This is a genomic window from Providencia sp. 2024EL-00732, from assembly GCF_044006275.1.
Classification (GTDB): domain Bacteria; phylum Pseudomonadota; class Gammaproteobacteria; order Enterobacterales; family Enterobacteriaceae; genus Providencia; species Providencia huashanensis.
This window is the reverse complement of record NZ_JBIPDG010000005.1, coordinates 129,712-153,779: the sequence shown is the minus strand read 5'-3', so window position 1 is coordinate 153,779 and position 24,068 is coordinate 129,712. Positions and strand designations below refer to the sequence as shown.

General features: G+C 40.2%; 20 protein-coding genes. 16 read left to right on the top strand and 4 right to left on the bottom strand.

Translation table 11 applies throughout. The features are described from left to right. Positions 1-21 precede the first annotated feature (21 nt). From ACHB7C_RS10720 to ACHB7C_RS10710, 3 genes are all read right to left on the bottom strand, one after another. Positions 22-726: a hypothetical protein gene (locus ACHB7C_RS10720; protein WP_395347289.1), complete on the bottom strand. Its 705-nt coding sequence runs from the start codon at positions 724-726 to the stop codon at positions 22-24. 386 nt (positions 727-1,112) lie between these two features. Continuing rightward, entirely contained in the window at positions 1,113-5,780 is a 4,668-nt protein-coding gene (locus ACHB7C_RS10715) for a sel1 repeat family protein (protein WP_395347287.1), read from the bottom strand. 378 nt (positions 5,781-6,158) lie between these two features. Further along, positions 6,159-7,082, bottom strand: a complete 924-nt coding sequence (locus ACHB7C_RS10710) for a DMT family transporter (protein WP_042844494.1) — start codon at positions 7,080-7,082, stop codon at positions 6,159-6,161. 101 nt (positions 7,083-7,183) lie between these two features. Between ACHB7C_RS10710 and ACHB7C_RS10705 the strand changes: the two genes are divergently transcribed. The 12 genes from ACHB7C_RS10705 to ACHB7C_RS10650 all read left to right on the top strand — a co-directional run bounded on the left by ACHB7C_RS10705 (position 7,184) and on the right by ACHB7C_RS10650 (position 18,976). Beyond that, positions 7,184-7,987 carry a helix-turn-helix transcriptional regulator gene (locus ACHB7C_RS10705; RefSeq protein WP_042844491.1) on the top strand — a complete coding sequence of 268 codons (804 nt, stop codon included), beginning with the start codon at positions 7,184-7,186 and terminating at the stop codon, positions 7,985-7,987. Positions 7,988-8,083: 96 nt separating this feature from the next. After that, entirely contained in the window at positions 8,084-9,214 is a 1,131-nt protein-coding gene (gene pdxB, locus ACHB7C_RS10700) for a 4-phosphoerythronate dehydrogenase PdxB (protein ID WP_042844489.1), read from the top strand. A gap of 72 nt (positions 9,215-9,286) precedes the next feature. Further along, positions 9,287-10,297, top strand: a complete 1,011-nt coding sequence (locus ACHB7C_RS10695; protein ID WP_042844487.1) for an aspartate-semialdehyde dehydrogenase — start codon at positions 9,287-9,289, stop codon at positions 10,295-10,297. After that, positions 10,297-11,112, top strand: coding sequence for a tRNA pseudouridine(38-40) synthase TruA (gene truA / locus ACHB7C_RS10690; RefSeq protein ID WP_042844485.1), 816 nt, complete (start codon positions 10,297-10,299; stop codon positions 11,110-11,112). Before ACHB7C_RS10695 ends, truA begins: the two co-directional genes overlap by 1 nt. Positions 11,113-11,178: 66 nt before the next feature. Further along, on the top strand, positions 11,179-11,865 hold the full coding sequence (locus ACHB7C_RS10685; RefSeq protein WP_042845356.1) for a DedA family protein: 687 nt from the start codon (positions 11,179-11,181) through the stop codon (positions 11,863-11,865). Positions 11,866-11,968: 103 nt separating this feature from the next. Beyond that, positions 11,969-12,949, top strand: a complete 981-nt coding sequence (accD, locus tag ACHB7C_RS10680; RefSeq protein ID WP_042844483.1) for an acetyl-CoA carboxylase, carboxyltransferase subunit beta — start codon at positions 11,969-11,971, stop codon at positions 12,947-12,949. Then, entirely contained in the window at positions 12,939-14,228 is a 1,290-nt protein-coding gene (gene folC / locus ACHB7C_RS10675; RefSeq protein ID WP_206227443.1) for a bifunctional tetrahydrofolate synthase/dihydrofolate synthase, read from the top strand. The genes accD and folC overlap by 11 nt, the downstream gene beginning before the upstream one ends. 5 nt (positions 14,229-14,233) lie before the next feature. Then, entirely contained in the window at positions 14,234-14,884 is a 651-nt protein-coding gene (gene dedD / locus ACHB7C_RS10670) for a cell division protein DedD (RefSeq protein WP_042844480.1), read from the top strand. A 180-nt stretch (positions 14,885-15,064) separates the two neighbouring features. After that, complete coding sequence (cvpA, locus tag ACHB7C_RS10665) at positions 15,065-15,568, top strand: colicin V production protein (RefSeq protein ID WP_042844479.1); 504 nt, start codon at positions 15,065-15,067, stop codon at positions 15,566-15,568. A gap of 14 nt (positions 15,569-15,582) precedes the next feature. Next, on the top strand, positions 15,583-17,100 hold the full coding sequence (purF, locus tag ACHB7C_RS10660; protein WP_395347282.1) for an amidophosphoribosyltransferase: 1,518 nt from the start codon (positions 15,583-15,585) through the stop codon (positions 17,098-17,100). 324 nt (positions 17,101-17,424) lie between these two features. Next, positions 17,425-18,249 carry a YwqG family protein gene (locus ACHB7C_RS10655; RefSeq protein ID WP_048607526.1) on the top strand — a complete coding sequence of 275 codons (825 nt, stop codon included), beginning with the start codon at positions 17,425-17,427 and terminating at the stop codon, positions 18,247-18,249. 154 nt (positions 18,250-18,403) lie between these two features. Next, positions 18,404-18,976, top strand: a complete 573-nt coding sequence (locus tag ACHB7C_RS10650) for a UbiX family flavin prenyltransferase (RefSeq protein ID WP_042844474.1) — start codon at positions 18,404-18,406, stop codon at positions 18,974-18,976. 137 nt (positions 18,977-19,113) lie between these two features. Here the strand turns inward: ACHB7C_RS10650 and ACHB7C_RS10645 are convergent, their stop codons facing one another. Continuing rightward, positions 19,114-20,022 carry a TIGR01777 family oxidoreductase gene (locus ACHB7C_RS10645; RefSeq protein WP_166685189.1) on the bottom strand — a complete coding sequence of 303 codons (909 nt, stop codon included), beginning with the start codon at positions 20,020-20,022 and terminating at the stop codon, positions 19,114-19,116. Positions 20,023-20,344: 322 nt separating this feature from the next. Here ACHB7C_RS10645 and yfcD point away from each other — a divergent pair, with 322 nt between their 5' ends. From yfcD to ACHB7C_RS10625, 4 genes are all read left to right on the top strand, one after another. After that, complete coding sequence (yfcD, locus tag ACHB7C_RS10640) at positions 20,345-20,890, top strand: NUDIX hydrolase YfcD (RefSeq protein WP_042844471.1); 546 nt, start codon at positions 20,345-20,347, stop codon at positions 20,888-20,890. A gap of 237 nt (positions 20,891-21,127) precedes the next feature. Then, the gene (locus ACHB7C_RS10635; protein ID WP_042844467.1) at positions 21,128-22,363 is read left to right on the top strand and encodes a M24 family metallopeptidase; all 1,236 of its coding nucleotides are present in this window, start codon (positions 21,128-21,130) and stop codon (positions 22,361-22,363) included. A 19-nt stretch (positions 22,364-22,382) separates the two neighbouring features. Continuing rightward, complete coding sequence (locus ACHB7C_RS10630) at positions 22,383-22,580, top strand: DUF3311 domain-containing protein (RefSeq protein ID WP_048607520.1); 198 nt, start codon at positions 22,383-22,385, stop codon at positions 22,578-22,580. After that, a complete protein-coding gene (locus ACHB7C_RS10625; protein ID WP_129466097.1) occupies positions 22,577-24,022 on the top strand; it encodes a sodium:solute symporter in 1,446 nt (481 codons plus the stop codon). Before ACHB7C_RS10630 ends, ACHB7C_RS10625 begins: the two co-directional genes overlap by 4 nt. Positions 24,023-24,068: the final 46 nt, after the last annotated feature.

Genomic DNA, 24,068 nt, shown 5'->3' with positions numbered 1-24,068 from the left:
CGTAGTAAAAACTGGATGTGTTTAGTCTCGCATTGGTATTAGTATATTTAGTTGTTTGTTATTTGAAGAACTGTGTTTAAAATCACTAGCCATTGTGTTTTGTTTGAGACTTGCCATTGAGGATGATAATAATGATTCCGTATCTAACTGGTTTTTGTTATTGAAAGGTGTATTAGTCAACTTCTCATTATTTTCTTTTTCATTTAAGGATGCCTCGAATGATTTTATTTTTACATCTGTATTGTATATTTCGTCAAGTAAAGTCGATAAATCTTGTGAAATTAAATTGTTTTCTTTATTTTCTGAATGGTCGTAAAGGTATTTTGCAAGGTTGTTTTTTGAATTAGTTATTTTTTCTTCCCGTAAATAGATCTCATCAATAGATTCTAATTTCTTTTTTTCGTTTAATTGATGGCGTTGTTCAGTAATCTCTAACAATGCATTTTCAATTGTTTTATAATAAGTTTTCTCGCTAACATTAGATATGGCAGATTTTAATGGAACATAATTATGAATGTTAGAAATAAAATCATTCTTCACTGCTGTTAAGTATTCTTTTTCTCGCCGCATCTCCGATATATTGATATTTTTTTTATCAGATTGTCGAGGAGTTAATAGATGGGGCTTATTAATTTCATTTTGTTCGTTTTTTGTGTTTTTAGTGATTGATTTTTCTCTGTTTACTATAGATGTGTTTGATGCATTATTTTTTAGATTTGAATTCACAATAAATACTCCATATTAATTAGGGGCTTTCTAACGTTTGTAATCCGTAATCAATAAAATATAAACCAACTAAACAAAGATAACTAATTTTTATTTAAAATGAGTTCTAAATAGTTATTATTGGAATAATTATATGACTAATTTTTTAATAATTAGATGATTTTAAGCGGAATTCTATATTTATCAGGAATATATTATTAGATATATTGATAAGCTTTTGTGTTTTATTGAAAATCAACTAGGAAAAGACTAAATGTTATATCCATAAATGGTAATCGGAACTAAACAATATAACCGACTGATATATTGAAGTATCCAAATAATAACTGATAATAATAAAAATGATTCAATAAAGGCGCTAAAGAAATTAGCGCCTTTATCGTTAATTATTTATTAATGAGTTTAAAATCCCACTCTTTTAGTGCTTTAATTGAGTCCTCGTCTTGGTATTTAGCACCGAGTTCAAGGTAATCATGGGCTTTTTGTAGGTCTGCTTTGCTCTTTGTTCCGACCCAACCATTGTAATACATGTAGGCCAGCTTGTATTTTGCCATTCCATGATGAGTCCCTTGCTCTAGGTTTGTCATATCATAATATTTGGCTGCACCAACATAATCTTTTGGTACTCCTTGGCCAAAATACAGCATATCACCGGCTTGGTGCGCGGTATTACTGTCATTTTGTTGTGCGCCTAAGTCAAAGTAATAAAGCGCTTTAGGAAAGTCTTTCTCAATACCGCGCTCATTGTCTTTGCGGTAAAGGTTACCTAAAATATTATAAGCACGAGGATAGCCATTTTTACCTGCTAATTCATAGTAGTAGATCATCTTTTGCGTGTCTTGCGGTACTCTTTCACCCCGAGCATAAGCGATACCTAAGGAGAAAGCTGCCATTTTATCACCCGCTTCAGCCTTCACACGTTGTTCTTCAATTTGTTTAGCAAAGCGACCATATTTTTGGAATGTTTGCTCATCATTGAAACGTTGTTCAATCGCTTGTCGCTCCTGTGGTGATAACTGCTCTAATAATTCAATATTTTTAGGGTCTTTTTTCAGACGCAATGCCGTGTAATAGGCTTGTTTCGCATCCCCTTTTTCCACATAGGCTTTGTACAGGCTACTTAGCGCATGACTCTCATGATAGTTCAATGAAATTAGATACCATTCAATAGCCTTATCGATATCTTTTTTCATATCACATTCACCAGCTAAGTAAGTATCCCCCATTTTTTTACTTAAACTTTCAGCTGAACGAATATAATTCCGCTCAGTATTCTTCTCGAAATTCTTCTTTTGTAGCCACTCTTTTAAGTAAGTGCTTGCCTTATCCAGATCGGCATTATCGCTATTACTGCAATATTCACCAGGGTAATTTATTTCATACAGTTTCTCAATGGCATCTAAGTCGCCTTTTTCATAAGCACGCTGTAAGTAACCCAAAGCTTTCGGCGCATCGGTTCTTGCGTAATAGCTATAAAGATTAAGCAATGCATCTGTACGGTTATTTTCTTCGCTTTGCAGCAATTCTAAATATTTTTTATCATCTTTAGGGCGGTTAAGGTTTTTCTTGTTATTACGAATACCTTTTTGATACAAATTGGCTAATGTATTGAATGCCATACTAGAAATTTCATCATCAGCTGACTTGATACCTTCTTGTAGGTATTGAATGGCTGAATTATAGTCCGTTGAACTGGTTAGAACGTCGCTGTCATACAGGTAGTCTTTGGCTAGTTGGACCTTGGAAAATAAGTCACCTTTTGCTGCACCTTCAAGGTAATTTTGGTGTTTTACTTGTTTATCGCTGGTGACTTGGTCAAGAGCTTGATAAGCGGCTAAATTGCCTGCTTCAATGCTCTTTTTATACCAAGTTTGGGCGGCTAATGCGCGACTGTAATCCTTATACCAATCTCCGAGTTTCATATAGGCTGAAGTATCACCATTTTGCGCAGGAACAACGATGGAGTTATAGGTTTCGATATAATTATCAACACGTTTAGGGTTTGAGTGTTTTTTTAAATAAACAATAGCTTGATCCCAGTCTGGTTCTTTCAACCAAGACATTTTGTCTTCGTTGAGTATCCCCATATACAGGGTTTTTGTATAAAGGCTAATTGCGTTATCATTTCCTTCATCGCTAGCAAGCTTTAAGTATTTTAAGGCTTCTAATTTGTCTTCTTTGATCCCTTTACCATAATAATAGGCTCGGCCTACTTTATATTTAGCCTCTGAACTTTCATTGAGCATTTTCATGCTGATGTCATAGTCATTCATATACTTAATGAACTCGTTCCCCCAACTTCCTGCTTTAATGTAATATTCACGGGCTTTTTGGCGATTTGGTGCAACAAGGCGACTACCGTTTAGATATTGATGTGCTAATTTGCGGGTGTAGTCTTTGCTACCGATAGCGGCTAATTGGTCGTAATAACCAAGAATCTTCGCTTTATTAGCATCAATGAGTGTGTCTTGGCTGTAATAATCCACTAATTCTTTTAAAGCGCTTTTATTATTCAACTTTGCACTAGCGGTCAAGTATTGTAGCCATTTTTTCTCATCGACTTTTTGCCCATAGTTACCGAATTTATAAGCATTGGCGAGGGTACGAATGGCATCAGAGTCATTATTTTTTGCCTTTTCCTGAATAGTAATAAACGAGGCTCTTGCTTTTTCAATTTCTCTTTTACGTGATTTTAAAAAACTGAAATCTGGGTCAGAGATTTTGTTGTAATATTCCATTGCGAGATCATAGTCAGAATCTTCCCCATAATTACCTTTTTGGTAAATTTCCCCCAGCTCATATAAACAGCGGTTGCTGCCTAATGCTGCACACTTTTTATATTGTGGGACGAGGTCTTTCGGTGTTAACCCTGTGATTTTCTGAAAACGCTGCTTATAGTAGGGCTTGTCATTATAATAATTAACGCCATCCAAATTTTGAGCAATATATAAAGACGCGGTGGTATTGCCTAATTCTGCGGCTTTTATAATGGTATCGTAATAAGGTTTTAGCTCTGCATCACTTAGGGTATCAACTTGGGTCAACTGGGTAAGTTGCTTGATGCCATAAAAGTAAGTGATATCCGCATCAACCCCAATTTGTGGTTCGATACGCTTTAAGGCTTCAGTGTTATTTTCGGATAGGGCTAAATCGACTAATAAACGTTTAGCGTGTATGGTAGCCAAACCAAGTTTTAATAAAATGTCATTGGCGGTATTAAAGTCTTCTTTTGACAATCGTGACTTGCTATCAGGTGAAGCGAGTACGTCAACAACTAAGTTCACAGCACGTTTGTTTTCTTCCGGCTTATATTTTAATAATGAGGCTGCATAATGAATACGGCTGCTATCATTATTTTTACTGGATTCTTCATACAGTTCAAAAGCTAGATTGCTATTTTTCTCCGCATCTTCGCGTAATAAATAATCCGCATAGAAATGCGCTAATGTATAGTTTTTTCTTTCAATGACATCATTTTTGAGAATATCAATGATCGTTTTCTCGTCGACATAGTCTTTTATATCATATTGATAATAGAGTTGAACTAACAGGCGGTCAGCTGTCGACTTGTAGCTATTTTTACTTAAACCTTTTTTCAGTATCTCTACGGCTTCTGGCAAATTCTGCTTAGTACCAAACCCATTGATATAGTAACGAGCTAACTGCATTTGTGATTCATAATCGGGTGCAATTCGGTTAGCTTTTGCGAGTGTTTCAAAGGATTTTTCTGGTGAATAGAATGAGCTATTTTTATTGCGGTATACTTGGCTTACAACGATCAAAGCTTCTGGAGAATTAGGGTATTTCTCGATTAATATCGGAGTATATTTTTTTATAGTATCTACTAATTGTTTATTTGGAAAACGGTAACTGTAAATAGCTTTTTCGATAATAGTAATTAACGATTTTTGATGGCCTAAATCTGCGGCGTTAATTAAATATTTATTCGCTAATTCATCATCGCGTTTTACATCATAATTAAAGGTATTACCTGAATAGACCTGATAGGCTTGGTATAATGCATCGGGATATTGCCCCTCAGCGGCCTCTGTCAAATCTTTAATATTATCTCTATCTGCGAGGTAATTAAAATATAGCGCTTTGGGAGCCCGTTGTTGTATTAAAGGCCGCAAATACATTACAGCTTTATTTTTATTCTTACGGACATCTTCGCCTGTCATGTATTTTTGATATAAAATATACATAGCAGTTTCATCACCTTGACTGGCTCGGGTTTCAAGGTTAGCGATTATTTGTTGTTTTTCTTCTGGCGTTAGTGAGCCATAAATTGATAATGGCGCAGGTTCAAATCTCTCAGCATCGGCAATAAATTCGAAAGCTGATGCCATTGACATACTTTCATATTTTTTTGCAAAAATCTTATTTGGCGTAATACCATTGCCGCCTTCTTTATAAATAGATGCTAATAACATAGCCGGTAATGGGAAGTCTTTACTGACTAAGGGGGTTAAGATTTCGACTGCCTTTTTATTATCTTTATCAACCTTATGGGCAATATAACCGAGTGCAAATTTAGCTAGACGTGAATCTTGTTCCGCAGCCAGTGTAAAGTATTTCCGAGCTAGTTCGGTATTCTGCGGAATATCTTCATATTTAGCTTCCATATAAATACCGCCAACCATCACTTGAGCCTCAATTACACCGAGATCTGCAGCTTTAGTTAAAGAGGTTACGCCATATTTATCGTCAGGGGTATCCTCTATTTGTTGATCATAACGGTAAAAGCCCAGATTATAGAGCGCATTTTTATTGTTCTGTGCTGCAGATTTAACCAACCAACTTAGTGCTTTACTCTCATCAGGTTGAGTACCTATCCCATCTTTATACATTGTGGCTAATGCATAAGCGGATTGGGAGTCAACATCAGCCGTATTTTCAAATTGCTTAAAAGCGGCTTCGGTATCGCCTTGTTGATATAAATCGTAACCAGCTTGTGCGGAATTGGAATGGCCTAATGCATTGATAAAGTAAATGCCAACTGCAATAGCAATTACTATAAATATGCAAAGCCAAACTTTAAGTTGTTTAGTCATTGTTATTCCTTATTAAAGGTCATGTATGACATGACGTGTTCCATCAGTGCACATCGAGTCAATATTTGGTTTTGAGTGAAAATACTACTTAATGGGTAGAATGATTTTAGTTAAGTCTAATTGCTTAAGAAGAAGATTCAATCAGAATTTCCCTTTATTGCTTGCTCAGATTAGCTTTGCACAAGCTTATCAGCGAATGACAGACAAAGGGTGACTGAGACGTTTTAGAGCGTTACAAAATATAAATGACGAAAAACCGTGCAGGAATGTGGGAAGAAATATATTGAGGAAAATAGATAAAACATAGCCCCACAGAGTGGGGCATATGAGTCCACGACATTGCTTTTATTGCTTTAAGTTATAAGTTGTAGCGGCAGGTTACTGACAAGTATCTTCTTGCTGTGCCACTTTTTTATTACGGCTAAATACTTGCGTCAGTGGGGTACGTAATTGTTGCGCTAACATTACCCCTAATAATACAACACCTCCACCAATTAAATGATAGCTTTTTAATTCTTCGCCAAGAGCAAAAACGGCAATAATGGCGGTAAAGACCGGAGCAAGGTTCATAAAGATAGACGTGGTATTTGCCCCTAACCGCATTACGCCTTGGATCCATAGCGCAGGCGCAATGATGGAGGCGGCGATCCCTGCAAATACGACTAGCCCAATATTGTGGCTGTTGAGTGACACATCATCAGCTAACAAAAAGTTAGGCAATAGCAGAATAACCCCAAAGAACACCTGCACATAGAGTGAATCCCAGCTAGATAATTGGATTGACCAACGCTTAGTTAATACACCGTAGAGGGCATAAGCTGCTGATGCTATTAGCATCATGATTTCGCCTTGGCCTAAGCCATGAGAAAATAATGAGATAGGGTTACCTTGGCTAACGAGCCACGACAGGCCCAATAATGACAGGGCGGAGCCCAATACAATACCGACAGTTGGGATAACACGTAATACGAAAATACTGATCACAACGGTTAATAATGGGATCAGTGAGTTCATTATCCCCATAAAGGTCGCACTGACACTATGGGCAGCGTAATAGGCTAAGCTTTGGTATAGCATCATGCCCAGAGCCCCTAAAATGGCTAATTGCCACCAGTGTTTCATGACGACTTTGTGGTTTCGTAGCACCGAACGTAATACAAATGGGGTCATGACGATTAGCGCCAACGCCCAGCGGTAAAAAGAAATTGCAGCAGGGTCAATAGCCGTGGATGCTGCTTTGTTAACAATCGCATTGATAGACCATAATAAAACCGCAATTAGCGGAAAAAGAAGACTTTTCATTAAAACACTCTCCCGTATCGAATGCGCAGTAGTATACATCTGTCTGGTTTTTTATATATACTGATATTCAGACAATCGATAACGCTTTTCAGACAGGTATCATGGAAACTTCAAAATCAGATATTTGGCAAGTCAGTGAATGCAATATTATTGAGCCTGAACTTATTGCTTTTCGCCACGAGCAAACTGCCGCGCTGACGGAATACAAATCCCATTCACACCCATTTGGGCAAATGTTATATGTGGTTTGCGGTATTATGGAAATGGAAGTTGCGGGTAAGCACTATTTAGCGCCACCTGAGTTTTGTATTTGGATACCTGCAAATATTTCCCATGCTAGCTTTAATAAAGAAAGTGTCAAATTTCGTATTATTGATTTCTCACATCAATACAATCAAATATTAGCTCAACGGCCGTGCGTGATTAAATTAAGCCCTATATTTCAATCCATCATGAGCGATATGTATCAAAGAGGCATTGTACAACCAGAAACTGAACAAGATCTACGGTTAGCTCATGTACTCATTGACCAGTTTTCATTATCGCCTTGCCAAGATACTTATTTGCCTAACACTAAAGACAAGTTTTTAGCGCCAATCTTACTGGAATTGCAAAATGACCCTGCGGATAATACGACCTTGGCTGGGTGGGCAAAACGTTTTTATACCTCAGAGCGTACATTGTCACGACGCTGCCAACAGGAACTCGGTATGTCATTTAGTGAATGGCGTCAGCGCTTGCGCTATCTTCATGCGGTAGCGGGTCTTGAATGTGGTAAAAGTGTACACGAAGTGGCACTTGATGTTGGATATAGCTCTGCGTCGGCATTTATTGCGATGTTCCAACAAATTTCAGGAGTAACCCCCGACCGTTTTCGAGCGAAAGAGTTTGTGACAGAAGATTAGTTTACATTGGAACGTTAACTCTCATAGGCATCTGGGGCAAAGCGTGGCAAAATATTGCGATGCAAAGCCGTATCGTCAATAGATTGGGACAAAACAGTGAAAATTTTAGTTGATGAAAACATGCCTTATGCTCAGGCATTATTTAGTGAACTGGGCGAAGTTAAAGCTGTACCGGGGCGTCCAATACCCGAACACGAATTAATAAACGCGGACGCATTAATGGTACGGTCGATCACCAAGGTGAATGAATCTCTATTGAAAAATACGCCGGTTAAATTCGTTGGAACGGCAACAGCAGGTTTTGACCATGTAGATACTGCATGGTTGGCAACGGCAAATATCGGTTTTTCTTCTGCACCCGGTTGTAATGCTATTGCGGTAGTGGAGTACGTTATTTCATCGTTATTATTCCTTGCGGAACGTGATAACTTTGATTTACGTGATAAAACAGTAGGGGTCATTGGTGTAGGGAATGTCGGTGGGCGTTTAGCTGAGCGGTTAAACGCTTGGGGCGTAAAAACCTTATTATGTGATCCTCCACGTGCCGCTATGGGCCAACAAGAAGATTTTGTGTCTTTTGAAACCGTATTAGCGCAGGCGGATGTGTTAACTTTCCATACGCCATTGAATCTTTCTGGGGAATATCAAACTTTTCATTTAATGAACCAAACCCACTTAGAAAACCTACGTGATGGCACCATTTTAATTAATGCTAGCCGGGGTGAGGTGGTTGATAACCAAGCATTATTAAAAACATTGCAACAGGGGAAACCGTTGAGTGTGGTACTGGATGTTTGGGAGCCGGAACCTGACTTGTCTACTGAGCTATTAGCTTTGGTCGATATTGGTACACCGCATATAGCAGGTTACACCCTAGAAGGTAAAGCAAGGGGAACGACGCAAGTTTATGAAGCTTACTGTCAATTTATCGGTAAATCCGTGCAAATTTCCCTTTCATCATTGTTGCCAAAACCGGATATTAGCGAGTTAACCTTCAATGGTAAATTAACGCAAAGCCAACTCAAAAGATTAGCCCATCTTGTGTATGATGTACGCCGTGACGATGCCAAGCTGCGCAAGGTAGCAGGTATTAAAGGGGAATTTGATAAGCTGCGTAAAAACTACCAAGAACGTCGCGAATGGTCATCACTCAATGTGGCTTGTGATAACGCCGATGTTGTCGCGCAGCTTAATGCATTAGGGTTCAGTGCTTATTTAGCAAATTAATTGGTATAATTTTTTATCATTAAACGATCTCATTAATGGGGTCGTTTAGTTTTTATTACTAGAGGAATAGCCATGACTGAAGGTTGGAATATTGCAGTATTAGGCGCAACTGGGGCTGTAGGTGAGGCCATTATCTCACTGCTAGAAGAAAGGGAGTTTCCAGTTGGCGAACTGTATTTACTAGCCAGTGAGCGTAGTGCGGGGGAGAGCGTACGTTTTAGTGGCAAAAGTATTCAAGTTGAAGAGGTGAATGGTTTTGATTGGTCGCAAGCGCAAATTGCTTTTTTTGCGGCTAATGAAGCGGTTAGCATGCAATATGCAGAATTAGCGGCACAGGAAGGTTGTATTGTTATTGATACAAGTGGCGTATTTGCTCAAGAACCTGATGTGCCATTAGTGGTACCAAATGTGAATCCTCAAGTTTTAGCTGATTACCGCAATCGTAATATTATTTCTTTGGCAGATAGCTCCGTGAGTCAATTGGTCACAGCGATTAAACCGCTGGTGGACGCAGCAGGCTTAGGGCGAATTACCTTAACGAATATGTTATCCATGTCGAGTTATGGTAAAGCAGCCGTCGATGAACTTGCAGGGCAAAGTGCACGTTTATTAAATGGTATTCCTGCGGAAGAAGGGCGTTTTAGTAAGCAACTTGCTTTCAATATGTTGCCTTTATTGTCAGACATGGAGGGCAGTGTTGTTCAAGAACGCCGTCTTGTTGAACAAGTGCGCAAAGTACTCCAAGATGAAGGTTTACCTGTTGCTGTTAGTTTTATTCAGTCGCCTGTTTTTTATGGAAATGCTCAAGTTGTCTACTTGGAAACGTTACGCCCTTTGAGTGCAGAAGAAGCGAATGAAGAACTTGAACGTTTTGCGGATATTCAGGTCTCAGAAGAAGGGGATTATCCAACTCAGGTAACGGATGCTTCTGGCAATGACCAACTAAGTGTCGGCTGCGTTCGTAATGATTATGGCGTTCCTGAAATATTACAGTTTTGGTCGGTGGCGGATAATGTGCGCTTCGGTGGGGCACTGATGGCAGTAGAAACCGCTGAAAAATTAGCTCAGGAGCTATTCTACTGATGTCAGAACCAACAAAGTTGTATCGGGTTGCGTTAGGGGTCGAATACAACGGTAGTCGCTATTTTGGTTGGCAACGCCAACAAGAAGTGAAAAGTGTGCAAGGGTGCTTAGAAATCGCCTTGTCAAAGATTGCCGCAGAGCCGATCAACGTATTTTGCGCGGGTCGTACGGATGCAGGTGTTCATGCCACTGGGCAGGTGGTGCATTTTGAAACCTCAGCCAATCGCAAAGAAGCGGCTTGGACTATGGGGGCAAATACACATTTGCCTGCGGATATTGCAGTTCGTTGGTGTAAACCTGTGAATGATGAGTTTCATGCACGGTTTAGTGCCACCGCTCGCCGCTACCGTTATGTGATTTTCAATCATCGCTATCGGCCTGCAATTTTATCTAATGGTGTAACTCATTTTCACTACCCATTAGATGAAAAAAGAATGCATCAAGCGGCTCAGTCACTTTTAGGTGAGCGTGATTTTACCTCATTCAGAGCAGTCCAGTGCCAATCAAAGTCTCCATGGCGTAATGTAATGCACGTGAATGTGAGTCGCCATGGTCATTATGTGGTGGTGGATATTAAAGCCAATGCCTTTGTTCACCACATGGTTAGGAATATTGTTGGTAGTCTGTTGGAGATAGGGTGTGGCAATCAAGGTGTTGATTGGATACAACATCTTCTTGAGCTAAAAGATCGCACCAAAGCAGCGGCAACGGCAAAAGCTGAAGGCTTGTATTTGGTGAGCGTCGATTACCCTGAACAATTTGCATTGCCGCAGAATGTTATGGGGCCTCTTTTTCTTGCAGATGAACTGATATAAAGCAAACTTTTTATTTGTCCCATCATTGTTGGGAATGGCATGGACGCTATCATTAATGAGGATTATATGGAATTCATCACTTTTATTATCGACTTTATTTTACACATAGATGTGCACCTTGCTGAACTCGTTAGAGACTACGGTACATGGGTATACGGGATCTTATTCCTGATCCTTTTTTGTGAAACAGGTCTAGTGGTCACACCATTTTTACCTGGGGATTCGTTATTATTTGTTGCGGGTGCAATTTCAGCATTAGACAGCAATGATTTAAATGTTCACTTAATGGTCGCATTAATGATTACTGCTGCGATTATTGGTGATGCAGTGAATTACACCATTGGACGTGTTTTTGGCGAAAGGTTATTTAAAAACCCGGACTCAAAAATTTTTCGTCGCGTATATTTAGAAAAAACCCATGAATTTTATGAAAAACATGGTGGTAAAGCGATTATACTGGCTCGTTTCGTGCCGATAGTAAGAACATTTGCGCCTTTCGTTGCAGGAATGGGGAAAATGTCTTATCGTCATTTTGCCTTTTATAATGTCGCAGGTGCATTTATATGGGTATTATTATTTACCTATGCAGGTTATTTATTCGGTGATTTACCGATTGTACAAAAGAATTTGAAATTATTGATAGTCGCGATTATCTTTGTTTCAATTTTGCCGGGTGTGGTTGAAATTATTCGCCATCGCCGTAAGGCCGCGAAAGAAAAGCGTGCTACAGCGCAAAAAATCGATAACCGTTAAGCGGTTTAAAAAGTTTTTATCTACAGTGAGATATCATTGTGGTTTAATGGCAAAAAATACCTACTGGTGATAACCAGAGTGAATCAGACAAAAAGGTCCATTAATGAGCTGGATTGAAAAAATATTAAAGAAAGGTAACTTGACCCAATCACACAAAGCCAATATCCCAGAAGGGGTTTGGACGAAATGCGATAGCTGTGGGCAGGTGTTATACGGTGCTGAATTAGAGCGTAACTTATCAGTGTGTCCTAAATGTGACCACCATATGCGTATTCATGCACGCCAACGTTTAGAAACCTTCCTTGATGAAGACTCAACGTCCGAATTAGGTAGTGAACTTGAGCCAAAAGACCTCCTCAAGTTTAAAGACTCAAAAAAATATAAAGACCGACTTTCAGCCGCACAGAAAGAAACGGGCGAAAAAGATGCCATTATTGTCATGAAAGGGACCCTAAAAGGGATGCCGGTTGTCGCTGCGGCATTTGAATTCGCCTTTATGGGGGGGTCAATGGCATCGGTTGTTGGTGCTCGTTTTGTCCGCGCAGTGGAACAGGCTTTGGAAGATAACTGTCCATTGGTGTGTTTTTCATCAAGTGGTGGCGCTCGTATGCAAGAAGCGTTGTTATCATTGATGCAAATGGCAAAAACCAGTGCAGCGTTGGCAAAAATGCAAGAACGCGGCTTACCGTATATTTCAGTACTAACTGACCCAACTATGGGTGGCGTTTCTGCTAGTCTTGCAATGTTAGGGGATATTAATGTTGCTGAGCCTAAAGCCCTGATTGGTTTTGCTGGCCCGCGTGTTATTGAACAAACGGTACGTGAAAAACTGCCACAAGGTTTTCAACGCAGTGAGTTTTTACTCGAAAAAGGCGCTATCGATATGATAGTCCGCCGCCCTGAAATGCGTGACCGCTTGGCTGAAGTCTTGGCAATGTTAACGAATAAGCCTAGTTTTACTGAGGCGCCAATTATTGTTGCAGAAAATGTAGAAGTTGACATTGATATTACTGATGAGACTGATGGCTTTGAGGTAGACGTACAAGAAAAGGAACCTGCAAAGCATAAAAAAGATGATGAGTAATTTAATCATTCCTAATGCCAAGTCTCCATTGGAGACTTGGCTTTCTTACCTCACCGACTTACATAGCCAAAATATTGATATGGGGTTGGAACGAGTCGGTCAAGTCGCTAGGCAAATGAACCTCACACAGCCTGCACCTCGAGTTATCACTGTCACTGGAACTAACGGTAAAGGGACAACGTGCCATACGTTAGAGTCTATTCTGATGGCATCAGGGCTCAAGGTTGGGGTCTATAGCTCACCACATCTTGTTCGTTATACAGAGCGTGTGCGTATTCAAGGCCAAGAACTTGCAGAGTCAGAGTTTTGCGCAGCGTTTGCGACCATTGAATCACAACGTGAAAACATTTCGCTTACCTACTTTGAATACGGTACCTTGGCTGCATTACAGTTATTTAAGCAAGCTGAGCTGGATGTGGTTATTTTAGAAGTGGGGCTAGGCGGCCGCTTGGATGCAACAAATGTTGTGGATGCCGATATTGCAGCGATCACCAGTATTGCGTTAGATCATACAGACTGGCTTGGGGCTGATAGAGAACATATTGGCTATGAAAAAGCGGGTATTTTCCGTTCTGGTCACTATGGTGTAGTCGGTGAACCTGATATGCCAGCGTCTATTGCTCAAGTGGCGGATAAACTAAGTACGGTGCTTTTTCGTCGTGGTGCGGATTGGCAATATAGTGAACAAGCGGGAAGTTGGTCATGGAAAAGTGCTCAACATGAGTGGCATAATTTACCATTACCGAATGTCCCATTAGCGAATGCAGCAACCGCGCTTGGTGTTATTAGCTGCTTATTATTGATTGATGTTGATATCGCCCAAAAAGTTACAGAAAGCGCAATTCATCAAGGGTTAAAATCGGCTCAATTGCCAGGGCGTTTTCAGGTTATCGGTGAAAAACCATTGATGATTTTAGACGTGGCACATAACCCGCATGCTGCAGGCTATTTAGTCAGTAAATTAGCCGAACTTCCTGTTATGGAAGGGCGTCATATTCGTGCGGTTGTCGGTATGTTAGGTGACAAAGATATTAAAGGCACTCTTGATTGCCTGTCACAGCAAGTTACTGATTGGTATATTGCGCCATTAACTGAATTTAGAGGGGCTGATGTCGCTACGCTTAGCCAACATTTAGCGCAAGCGAATGAATTTGATTCCGTAGAAAAAGCATGGCAACAAGCTTGTCTCGATGCAAAAGAGCAAGATGTGGTTGTTGTGTGTGGGTCATTTCATACTGTCGCCCATGTTATGATGTTATTAGAAAACCAAAAAGGATAGTGCCGGTGGCTAGTAAATTTCAGAATCGTCTTGCTGGCGCCATTGTTCTTGTTGCTGTAGGGGTTATCGTTCTCCCTGCACTGCTTGATGGCGATAAGAAATATAATGAAAATGAATTTGCGGCCATTCCTATTATCCCTAAACCGGGTGATGAAGAAGATATTGAAGCGATAGCGCCTATCGCCAGTACGACATCAACAGCTTCTTCTGAAGGGGCTTCTGAAGCGATGCTGTCAGAAGCGATAACACAGCAGCAAAATGAACAAGTTGAAGCGGCAACATCGGCTGAAAATAATCCACCTGCTGTTGTTGAGCCAGTAAAACCAATCAAGCCAGAAGTTAAACCAGAGCCTAAGCCACAACCGAAAGTTGAACCAAAACCGGAGCCTAAACCCGAAGTGAAACCAGCTCCGCAAGGTAAAGCGTTTGTTGTGCAAGTTATTGCCTTAAACAATGCAGCTAAGGTAGAAGAAATTGTGGCAAAACTCAGGTTGTCTGGTTACCAAGTGTATACGGTTCCCGCTAAGCCAGTGAATAATAAACTCACACGTATTTACGTGGGGCCAGAAGCCTCTAGGCAAAGGCTAGAGGCCGCGTTACCAGAGCTAAATTCGATTACAGGGACTAAAGGGATAATTCAAACCTATAAACCTTAAAATTAAAGATCCAATAATCCCTAAAAGGTAAGGGGATTTAGTAACTTACTGCGGCGATTATGATTTTTTCTTTTCGCCGCTATTTTTTTAAATTTGATAGAAAAATGGTTACGCAAACGTTTTCGTTTTCTGTTAGAATGCACTTCGCTGATGTCGTGAGTGCGAATTTTGGAATGGAATATGGTCTGGATAGATTACGCAATTATCGCCATTATTGGCTTCTCGGCACTGGTTAGCTTGATCCGTGGTTTTGTACGTGAGGCATTATCACTAGTGACATGGGGTTGTGCTTTTTTTGTTGCAAGTACCTTTTATCCTTATTTAGCCAGCTACTTTACGCGCTTTGAGGATATACTTGTTAGAAATGGCATTGCTATCGCTGCATTATTTATTGCCACCCTTATTGTGGGGGCAGTAGTGAACTATGTGATTAGCTCATTAGTACAAAAAACGGGGTTATCAGGCACAGATCGGGTTCTGGGGATCTGCTTCGGTGCGCTGCGTGGTGTGTTAATTGTTTCGGCCTTATTGTTTTTTCTCGATACATTTACACCACTTCCTCAAAGTGAGGATTGGCAGCGTTCGGAACTTATTCCGCAGTTCAGTCATATCATCAGGTGGTTTTTTGACTACCTGCAAAATGCGTCAAGTTTCCTACCGGAGAATATTTCTCCGTCTGGCTGATGAGGAAAGACTAAATGTGCGGTATTGTCGGTATCGCCGGTGTAACACCGGTAAACCAATCGATTTATGATGCTTTAACGGTGTTACAACACCGTGGGCAAGATGCAGCAGGTATTGCCACTATTGATGGCAAAAATAATATTCGTTTACGCAAAGCGAATGGCCTGGTTAAGGATGTGTTTGAAACACGTCACATGCTCAGGTTACAAGGCTGTATGGGGTTAGGGCATGTTCGTTACCCAACTGCGGGGAGTTCAAGTGCTTCTGAAGCTCAACCTTTCTACGTAAACTCACCTTTTGGTATCACCCTTGCTCATAATGGTAATCTGACAAATGCTCATGAACTCACTCGGAGTTTATTTGAAACAGCACGCCGCCATGTCAATACCACATCGGATTCTGAAATATTACTCAACGTATTAGCTTATGAGCTAGATAGGTTTGACCATTTCCCTCTTGAGCCAGATAACGTGTTTAGTGCTGTCTCAGCGATGCACAAAAAACTACGCGGCGCCTATGCTTGTGTGGCACTTATTATTGGCCATGGGATGTTAGCATTCCGTGACCCTAATGGTATTCGTCCCCTAGTATTAGGGCGTCGGGTCACAGAGAAGGGTGAGCACGAATATATGGTGGCTTCTGAAAGTGTTGCACTTGATACACTAGGTTTTGAGTTTTTACGGGATGTCGCCCCCGGTGAAGCGGTCTATGTCACTGAGAAAGGCCAATTATTTACCCGTCAATGCGCAGAAAACCCACAATTGACGCCATGTATTTTTGAATACGTTTATTTTGCTCGCCAAGATTCCTTTATCGATAAAGTCTCGGTCTACAATGCAAGGTTGCGCATGGGGCAAAAACTTGGCGCTAAAATTGCCCGTGAATGGGAAGATTTACACATCGATGTTGTGATCCCTATTCCTGAGACTTCGTGTGATATTGCTCTGGAAATAGCACATATCCTTGATAAACCGTATCGCCAAGGGTTTGTAAAAAACCGTTATGTGGGTCGGACGTTTATCATGCCTGGTCAACAAGAGCGTCGTAAATCGGTGCGCCGTAAATTGAATGCAAACCGAGCAGAGTTCCGTGACAAAAATGTCTTATTGATTGATGACTCAATAGTGCGTGGCACCACATCTGAGCAAATCGTTGAATTAGCGCGTGAAGCGGGAGCAAAAAATGTTTACTTTGCTTCAGCGGCACCGGAAGTGCGTTTTCCGAATGTCTATGGCATTGATATGCCAAATGCTAATGAGCTAATTGCTCATGGTAGGGAAGTGGATGAAATTCGTAAATTAATTGGTGCAGATGGGTTAATTTTCCAAGATTTAGCTGATTTGGTGGATGCGGTTCGTGAGGAAAATCCAGAAATTAATGAGTTCGAATGTTCTGTGTTTGATGGTATTTACGTCACCAAGGATATCGACCAAAGTTATTTAGATTATCTGGAAAACTTACGTAAAGATGACGAGCTAAAATTGAAAGATAAGAGTGAGGTTGAAGACCTCGAAATTTATAACGAAGGCTAAATTTTCGTCATAGTTTCGGTTACAGCGTTGTTGGCTTCATTCAGCTACCCAAGTCACATACTTTTGTATGCTCCTTGGGATAGCTTCATTCAGTTACCCAAGTTACCTACTTTTGTATGCTCCTTGGGATAGCTTCATTCAGTTACCCAAGTTACCTACTTTTGTAGGCTCCTTGGGATAACTTCATTTGCCGTCTAGCTGTAACCGAAACTATTTAGAAAATTATAACGTTAAATGAAGGCGTAAGTTACAGTTATATCTGATTTAAAATGCGCAAAATTCGAGTAAACTAGAGGGACATTAACTGCCTATCTGGAGCTATATATGGCTGATTTCAACTCCCTTCCTGATGTGATTAAACCTTTCGTAGATAAAATCAAAGCCACTAAAAAATCCCTTGTTGAAATGACCTTAACCCCCGTTGAAGAATATGTGTGGTGGGAAAGCCGTGTGGGCGGAATGCCTTATTTGCCGCTTGGTGAAAAATACCCAACAAATAGTGAAGGGACACCACTAAAACTGCTTGCGCAAATTAACTTTGCACAAATGCCTAAGTTAGAAAATTACCCAGAAAAAGGGCTGTTACAGTTTTTTATTGGTGGAGATGATTTGTATGGGGCTGATTTTGAAGATAAGCAAAAACAAGAGGATTTTAGAGTTATCTATTGGGAAAATATTATTGAAGATATTAGCCAGTTAACACAAGATTTTTCCTCAGTAATTGCCGCACATACTGATGACTATTACACGCCCATCGACCATCAATATAGTATTGAATACACACCTGCAGAACAATACATTAGTATCGATGATTTCCAGTTCGGGCAGAAAATCCTTGGGGTTGATAACCTCTATGATTATGAAGAACAGTTTGAAGGTGAAGACTTCTATGATGAATGGGTTGAACCTTACAGTGATTCATTTGAATCGGGTGCGCACTGTATTGGAGGCTACCCATTTTTTACTCAATCTGATCCAAGAGAATATGAAGAAAATATCCAGCAATACGAACTATTACTGCAAATAAATACGGATTATGAAATCGGTATTATGTGGGGAGATATGGGCGTCGGTAATTTCTTTATTCACCCAGATGATTTGAAAAAAAGAGATTTTAGTCGAGTAGTGTATAACTGGGACTGTGGCTGATCACCAAAATCCTTAATATCCTATAGGCTTTTGTCGTGTTGGCAGCGCTTTTCTAACCAAGTTGTATATTCTTGGGATGGCTTCATTTGCCGCCAAGCGACAACTGGAAGCCTTTGGTATATAATCGCAAAAAAATCGCGAATTGGGCTGCTAAATGAAAAAACTGATCATCGGGTTAACTGGGGCAAGTGGTGCTATTTATGGCATTAGGCTGCTTGAAGTATTAAAACCTGTCAAAGGGATAGAAACCCATTTGGTGATGAGTGCAGCCGCACGGCAAACATTGGCGTTAGAAACCAAGTTTAGCGTAAAAGAAGTACAACAATTAGCTGACCATTATTATGATAGCCGTGATATTGCAGCGGCAATTTCATCAGGTTCTTTTCGTACTGAAGGGATGGTCATAATGCCTTGCACAATGAAAACCCTTTCTGGGATTGTGCACAGCTATACTGATACTTTGGTGACCCGAGCTGCGGATGTTGTACTCAAAGAAGGGAAAAAACTCGTCCTAGGGGTACGGGAAACGCCATTACATGTCGGCCACCTGCGTTTAATGGTGCAAGCGGCTGAAATGGGAGCCGTGATCATGCCCCCCATGCCTGCATTTTACCATCAGCCTGAAACTATTTTAGATATTGTTGACCAAACCGTTAACCGCGTTATCGACCAGTTTGATATTACCCTTGAACACGATTTATTTCATCGTTGGCAAGGAGCTAAATAATTTAGTACGGTAGTTATGCTTGGTTATTAAGTATTCTTGAGCCAAACATAACACTAGGGTCAGTATTAAGGTTAAAATTTTCCATCGAAATAGGTAAAAACCATTTCGTCTAGAGATATGAGTAGCGTTAAGAAGGGTTACCTTTCTTTGGAAACCAATAAGTCTTCTAATGCAATTTTTAATTCGATAAATTCGAACTGAAACCCCGCTTCTTCTAAACGTTTAGGTATGGCTTGCTGCCCACCTAATACTAAAGCCGCGGATTCGCCTAAAATAGTTTTGATCACAAAAGCAGGCGTGCGGACAAAAGAAGGGCGGTTAAGTACATCCCCTAAAACAGCAGTGAATTGGTCATTATGCACAGGATAAGGTGCAGTCATATTGAAAGGGCCTGAAAGTGTTGGAGTCGTCAGCAAAAAGTAAATCGCATTGACCATATCGTTGATATGTATCCATGGCATGTATTGTTTGCCGTGACCGATTGGGCCACCAGCCCCCATTTTGAAAATGGGCAGAATTTTACCTAGAACCCCACCATTGGGGGATAATACGAGGCCTGTACGTAATAAACACACGCGTGTTTTGTCGGACGCGGCATTTTCAGCAAGGGCTTCCCAATGTTGCGTGAGTTGATGGGTAAATTCGTCGTGGGGTTGTTCATCTTCTGTGACGACAGATTGGCCTTGATCGCCATAGTAACCCACGGCTGAGCCCGATAAAAAGACGCAAGGCGGTGTTTCACTAGCAGCAATCAGTTCAGCGAGTCGCTGGGTGATTTTCCAACGGCTATCACAAAGGCGTTTTTTCTGCTCATCAGTCCAGCGTTTTTCAGCAATAGGTTCGCCAGCTAAGTTAATGACGGCATCAAAGTCATTGAGATGATTGACGTCATTTAACGTTGTCCAACATTCAACAGCCTTACAAAAATGGCTATACACTTTTTGTGGCGAACGGCTCAATACTGTGACCTGATGACCAAGGGAAATGAGTTTTTGGACAAGAGGCGTACCAATGAGCCCCGTACCACCAGTGATGAGTATATTCATTTTTTGCACCCCTTAAAGCCTCGCCAATGATGAATGTTTACATTATCAATTTTATCGCTGTAATTCAGTGATTGTATGGTTTTTATTTTCTAACTATAGCATTTATAAACTAAGTTTGTGTATTCCGGCGACACGAATGTAAAAATATTGTTACCAATACACATCTTCTCGTCCGATGATCTTTTTTGTGATAGCAACTCAATGCAAATTCAGCTAGGATCGAAAACCGAATGTTAGTTAAAGCATATCTTGTATTGCCTTTTATTGCGGCAATCAATCTATGGCATAAGCTGTTTCAGGCAATTTTGAAAAGGTTTACAGGATGGAACAACAAACCGAAGTCGTTGAGTGGGTAGATATTGTTGATGAAGATAATATCGTGATTGCTCAGGCAACCCGTAGCCAAATGCGAGCTGAGAACTTACGCCACCGTGCAACTTACATTGTGGTGCATGATGGCATGGGGAAAATATTGGTGCAACGACGTACTGAAATTAAAGATTTTCACCCTGGTTTTTTAGATGCAACGGCGGGTGGCGTTGTTACACAAGGTGAGAATATTCTTGATTCTGCTAAACGTGAAGCCGAAGAAGAGCTGGGTATAGCAGGCGTGCCTTTTGCCGAGCATGGCCATTTTTATTTTGAAGATGAGCACTGCCGTGTATGGGGTGGGTTATTCAGTTGTGTGAGCCATGGCCCTTTTGCATTGCAAGAATCAGAAGTGGCTGAAGTGAGTTGGTTAACGGCTAAAGAAATCAGTGCCCGTTGTGATGAATTTACCCCTGATTCTTTAAAAGCACTTTCTTTATGGTTAACTCGTAATAACGAGTCTGAAAAAGCCATTACTTGTGCTGAAAACTCTCAATAAATAAGTTTTAAATTTTAAAAGGGCTATTTTATTTAGCTCTTTTAATTATTTCTATCATATTCAAATCGTTAGCAAGGTATATTTCTGACTAGTATATAATTATTAGTTATATAAAACTTGCACGTTACACGATGTATTCATTTCAACTCTAGATATAATATGATTGAGCTTCGCATTTATCGCTTGCGATATTATGTAATTGCTTGATGTATAAAATAACGCTTCGAGAGAATAAAAATGACAATTCATAAAGCAGACCTCCTTTTGAAACACCAACACCTTGAGAATGTAACAAACAAAGCACGTGAAATTATGGAGCGTGAAGGTATTGAAGCTTTAATTGCAACGGTAGGGGATAATTTTTATCACTTAACCGGTTTTGCCAGCTTCTTTATGTATACCTTTAGGCAGACTGGCTCTGCAATTGCTGTTATTTTTCGTGACCCTTCAATTGAATCTTTGGTGATCATGAATGAATTTGAAGCCGCAAATTTATCGCTTCAAATGCCAAATGCTAAAATTAAAACATTCCCAATATGGGTCGATGTTGACGATCCTTATAATCCTGATAACGGTAAAGTGGTAAAAGCACGGCCGATAAATAGCCCGATAGAAACCATTTTTACGCTCTTAAAAGAGGCGTTATCTGAAGCTGATGTTTATGGTAAACCGGTTGCGATTGAACTAAACCAAATAACCCATATGGGAAAAACATGGTTAGATAAAGTTATCCCAAGCTTAAACTTAGTAGATTCATCCGCTTTATTTAATGAGTTGCGGATGATTAAAAGTGAGTGGGAAATTGCTCACCTAAGAAAATCTGCACAAATTACAGAGGCGGGGATCGCAGCAGCAAGCCAATTAATTAAAGTGGGATGCACCTCTGCGCAATTGACTGCGGCATTTAAAGCTAAAGTGATGGAATATCCAGAGACTAATTATAGTCGTTTTCACCTTATTTCAGTTGGCAGCGATTTCTCCCCGAAAATGTTACCCGATGACGTGCCAGCCAAAGAGGGTGATCTCATTAAATTTGATTGCGGGGTAGATGTTGCAGGCTATGGTGCTGACATAGCACGCACATTTGTCGTCGGTAAGCCGGATGAAAAAGTGAGCCGTATTTATCAAACTATTTTAAAAGGTCATCAATATATGCTAAGTCGCATAGCACCCGGCGTGGCATTAAGTGACGTTTTTAATGAGACGATGGCACTGATCCGTTCTTCAGGGTTACCGTATTATAACCGTGGGCACCTAGGTCATGGTGATGGGGTATTCGTTGGGTTAGAAGAAGCCCCTTTTGTGAGTGCAGCAACGACAGAAGTCTTTCGTGCTGGCATGGTAATGAGTTTAGAAACACCATATTACGGGATTGGTGTTGGCGGTATTATGATTGAGGATATGCTGCTAATTACTGAAGATGGTGTTGAGATGTTAAGCCATTTGCCTCGCGAATTGGTTTCATTAGGGTAAATGGAATAAGGAATTTTCTATGAAATGGTACCATTATTTAGTGATTTTCCCGATCCTAGCATTAACGGTGGGCATTTATTATGCTAACCAAGTAGAACCTTTTGTGATGGGGCTACCCTTTTTAATGTTTTGGATTGTTGTATGGGTGATTATTACCGCCTTAGTGATGTTACTGATAAATGTATTAGATAATAAAAATACTAAGGAAACATCATGAGCTCTGCGTTAATTATTATTACCGTTTTTTTCCTTTTTAGTATCTATCTTGCTATTCGGGCTAAAAAAGGGAAAACGATGGATCACGAAGGTTGGTCTGTCGGTGGGCGTAGTTATGGCGCTCTATTGGTTTTTTTACTGAGTGCAGGGGAAATCTACACAACATTTACTTTCCTTGGTGGGAGTGGTTGGGCATATGGCAAAGGCCCTGCTATTTTATACACATTAGCCGTCAATGCATTTATGGGGATCTTTTTATATTGGGTACACCCGAGAGTTTGGCGTTTTGCAAAAGATAATGATGTTAGGACAATTTCTGAATTATTTGCTAAAAAATACCAAAGTGCAGGCTTAGGGCTACTGATTAGCTTAATTTCTATTGCTGCAATGGTGCCTTTATTCGTTTTACAACTTAAAGGATTAGGCATTATAGTTTCTCAAGCATCTTATGGTGCTATCCCCGCAGATATGGCGATTTGGATTGGTATTATTGCTGTCACCTTATTTGTAATGATTTCAGGTATTCATGGCTCAGCTTGGACATCGGCACTTAAAGATTTAATGATCTTAATTGTAGTTGTGTTTATTGGTATTTATATTCCATTACATTACTACGGTAGTTTTGGTGAGATGTTTAAAGCCATTGATACTGCAATGCCAAGCTTCTTAACTTTCTCAGATACAGGGCTCAATATTCCTTGGTATATTTCGACTGTATTTCTGTCAGTGGTTGCTTATTTTTGCTGGCCTCATTATATGGCGGCGGTATTTACTGCAAAAGATGAAAAATCTCTGAAGCGAAATAGTATTTTAATTCCAGCGTACAGCTTGATTATGTTATTTGCTTTTTTTGTGGGTTACGCATCAATTCTACAAATTCCGCATCTTGAAGGGGCCGCTGTAGATTTATCCCTGTTTGAAATATCGAAAGAAACGTTTTCACCTGTTGTCGTTGGGTTTATTGGCGCAGCAGGGATGTTGACCGCTTTAGTGCCGGGCTCAATGTTGTTACTCACAACGTCTAACATGCTTGCAGGTGTGGTGCAAAAAGCACTAGGGGTGAGTGAGGAAAAACAACAATCAGGGATGTATGCACGTTTTATGGTGCCATTTGTTGCATTAGTGAGTCTGTATTTTATATTCCACAGTAATGACACGCTGGTCGCAATCATGCTATTAGGGGTTAATATTGTGGCACAGTTCTTCCCTGCGCTACTGATGAGCTTTAAACAACATAATCCAATGACCCCTGCGGGTGCAATTTGTGGGATTATGGCAGGGGTGTTATTCCTTGCAGTGACGTATATTGAAAAAATTTCGTTAGCTCAATTGTTCCCATGGTTAGGGGAAGGCTTAAGCTATATGAATATTGGTATTGCTGCATTTATTCTGAATATTATTATTGCGTGTGCTGTGTCGGTATTTACGCGTAAAAAATTATAATTATTTTCATTGCTACAATTAAATGCCAGTTAAATAATTAACTGGC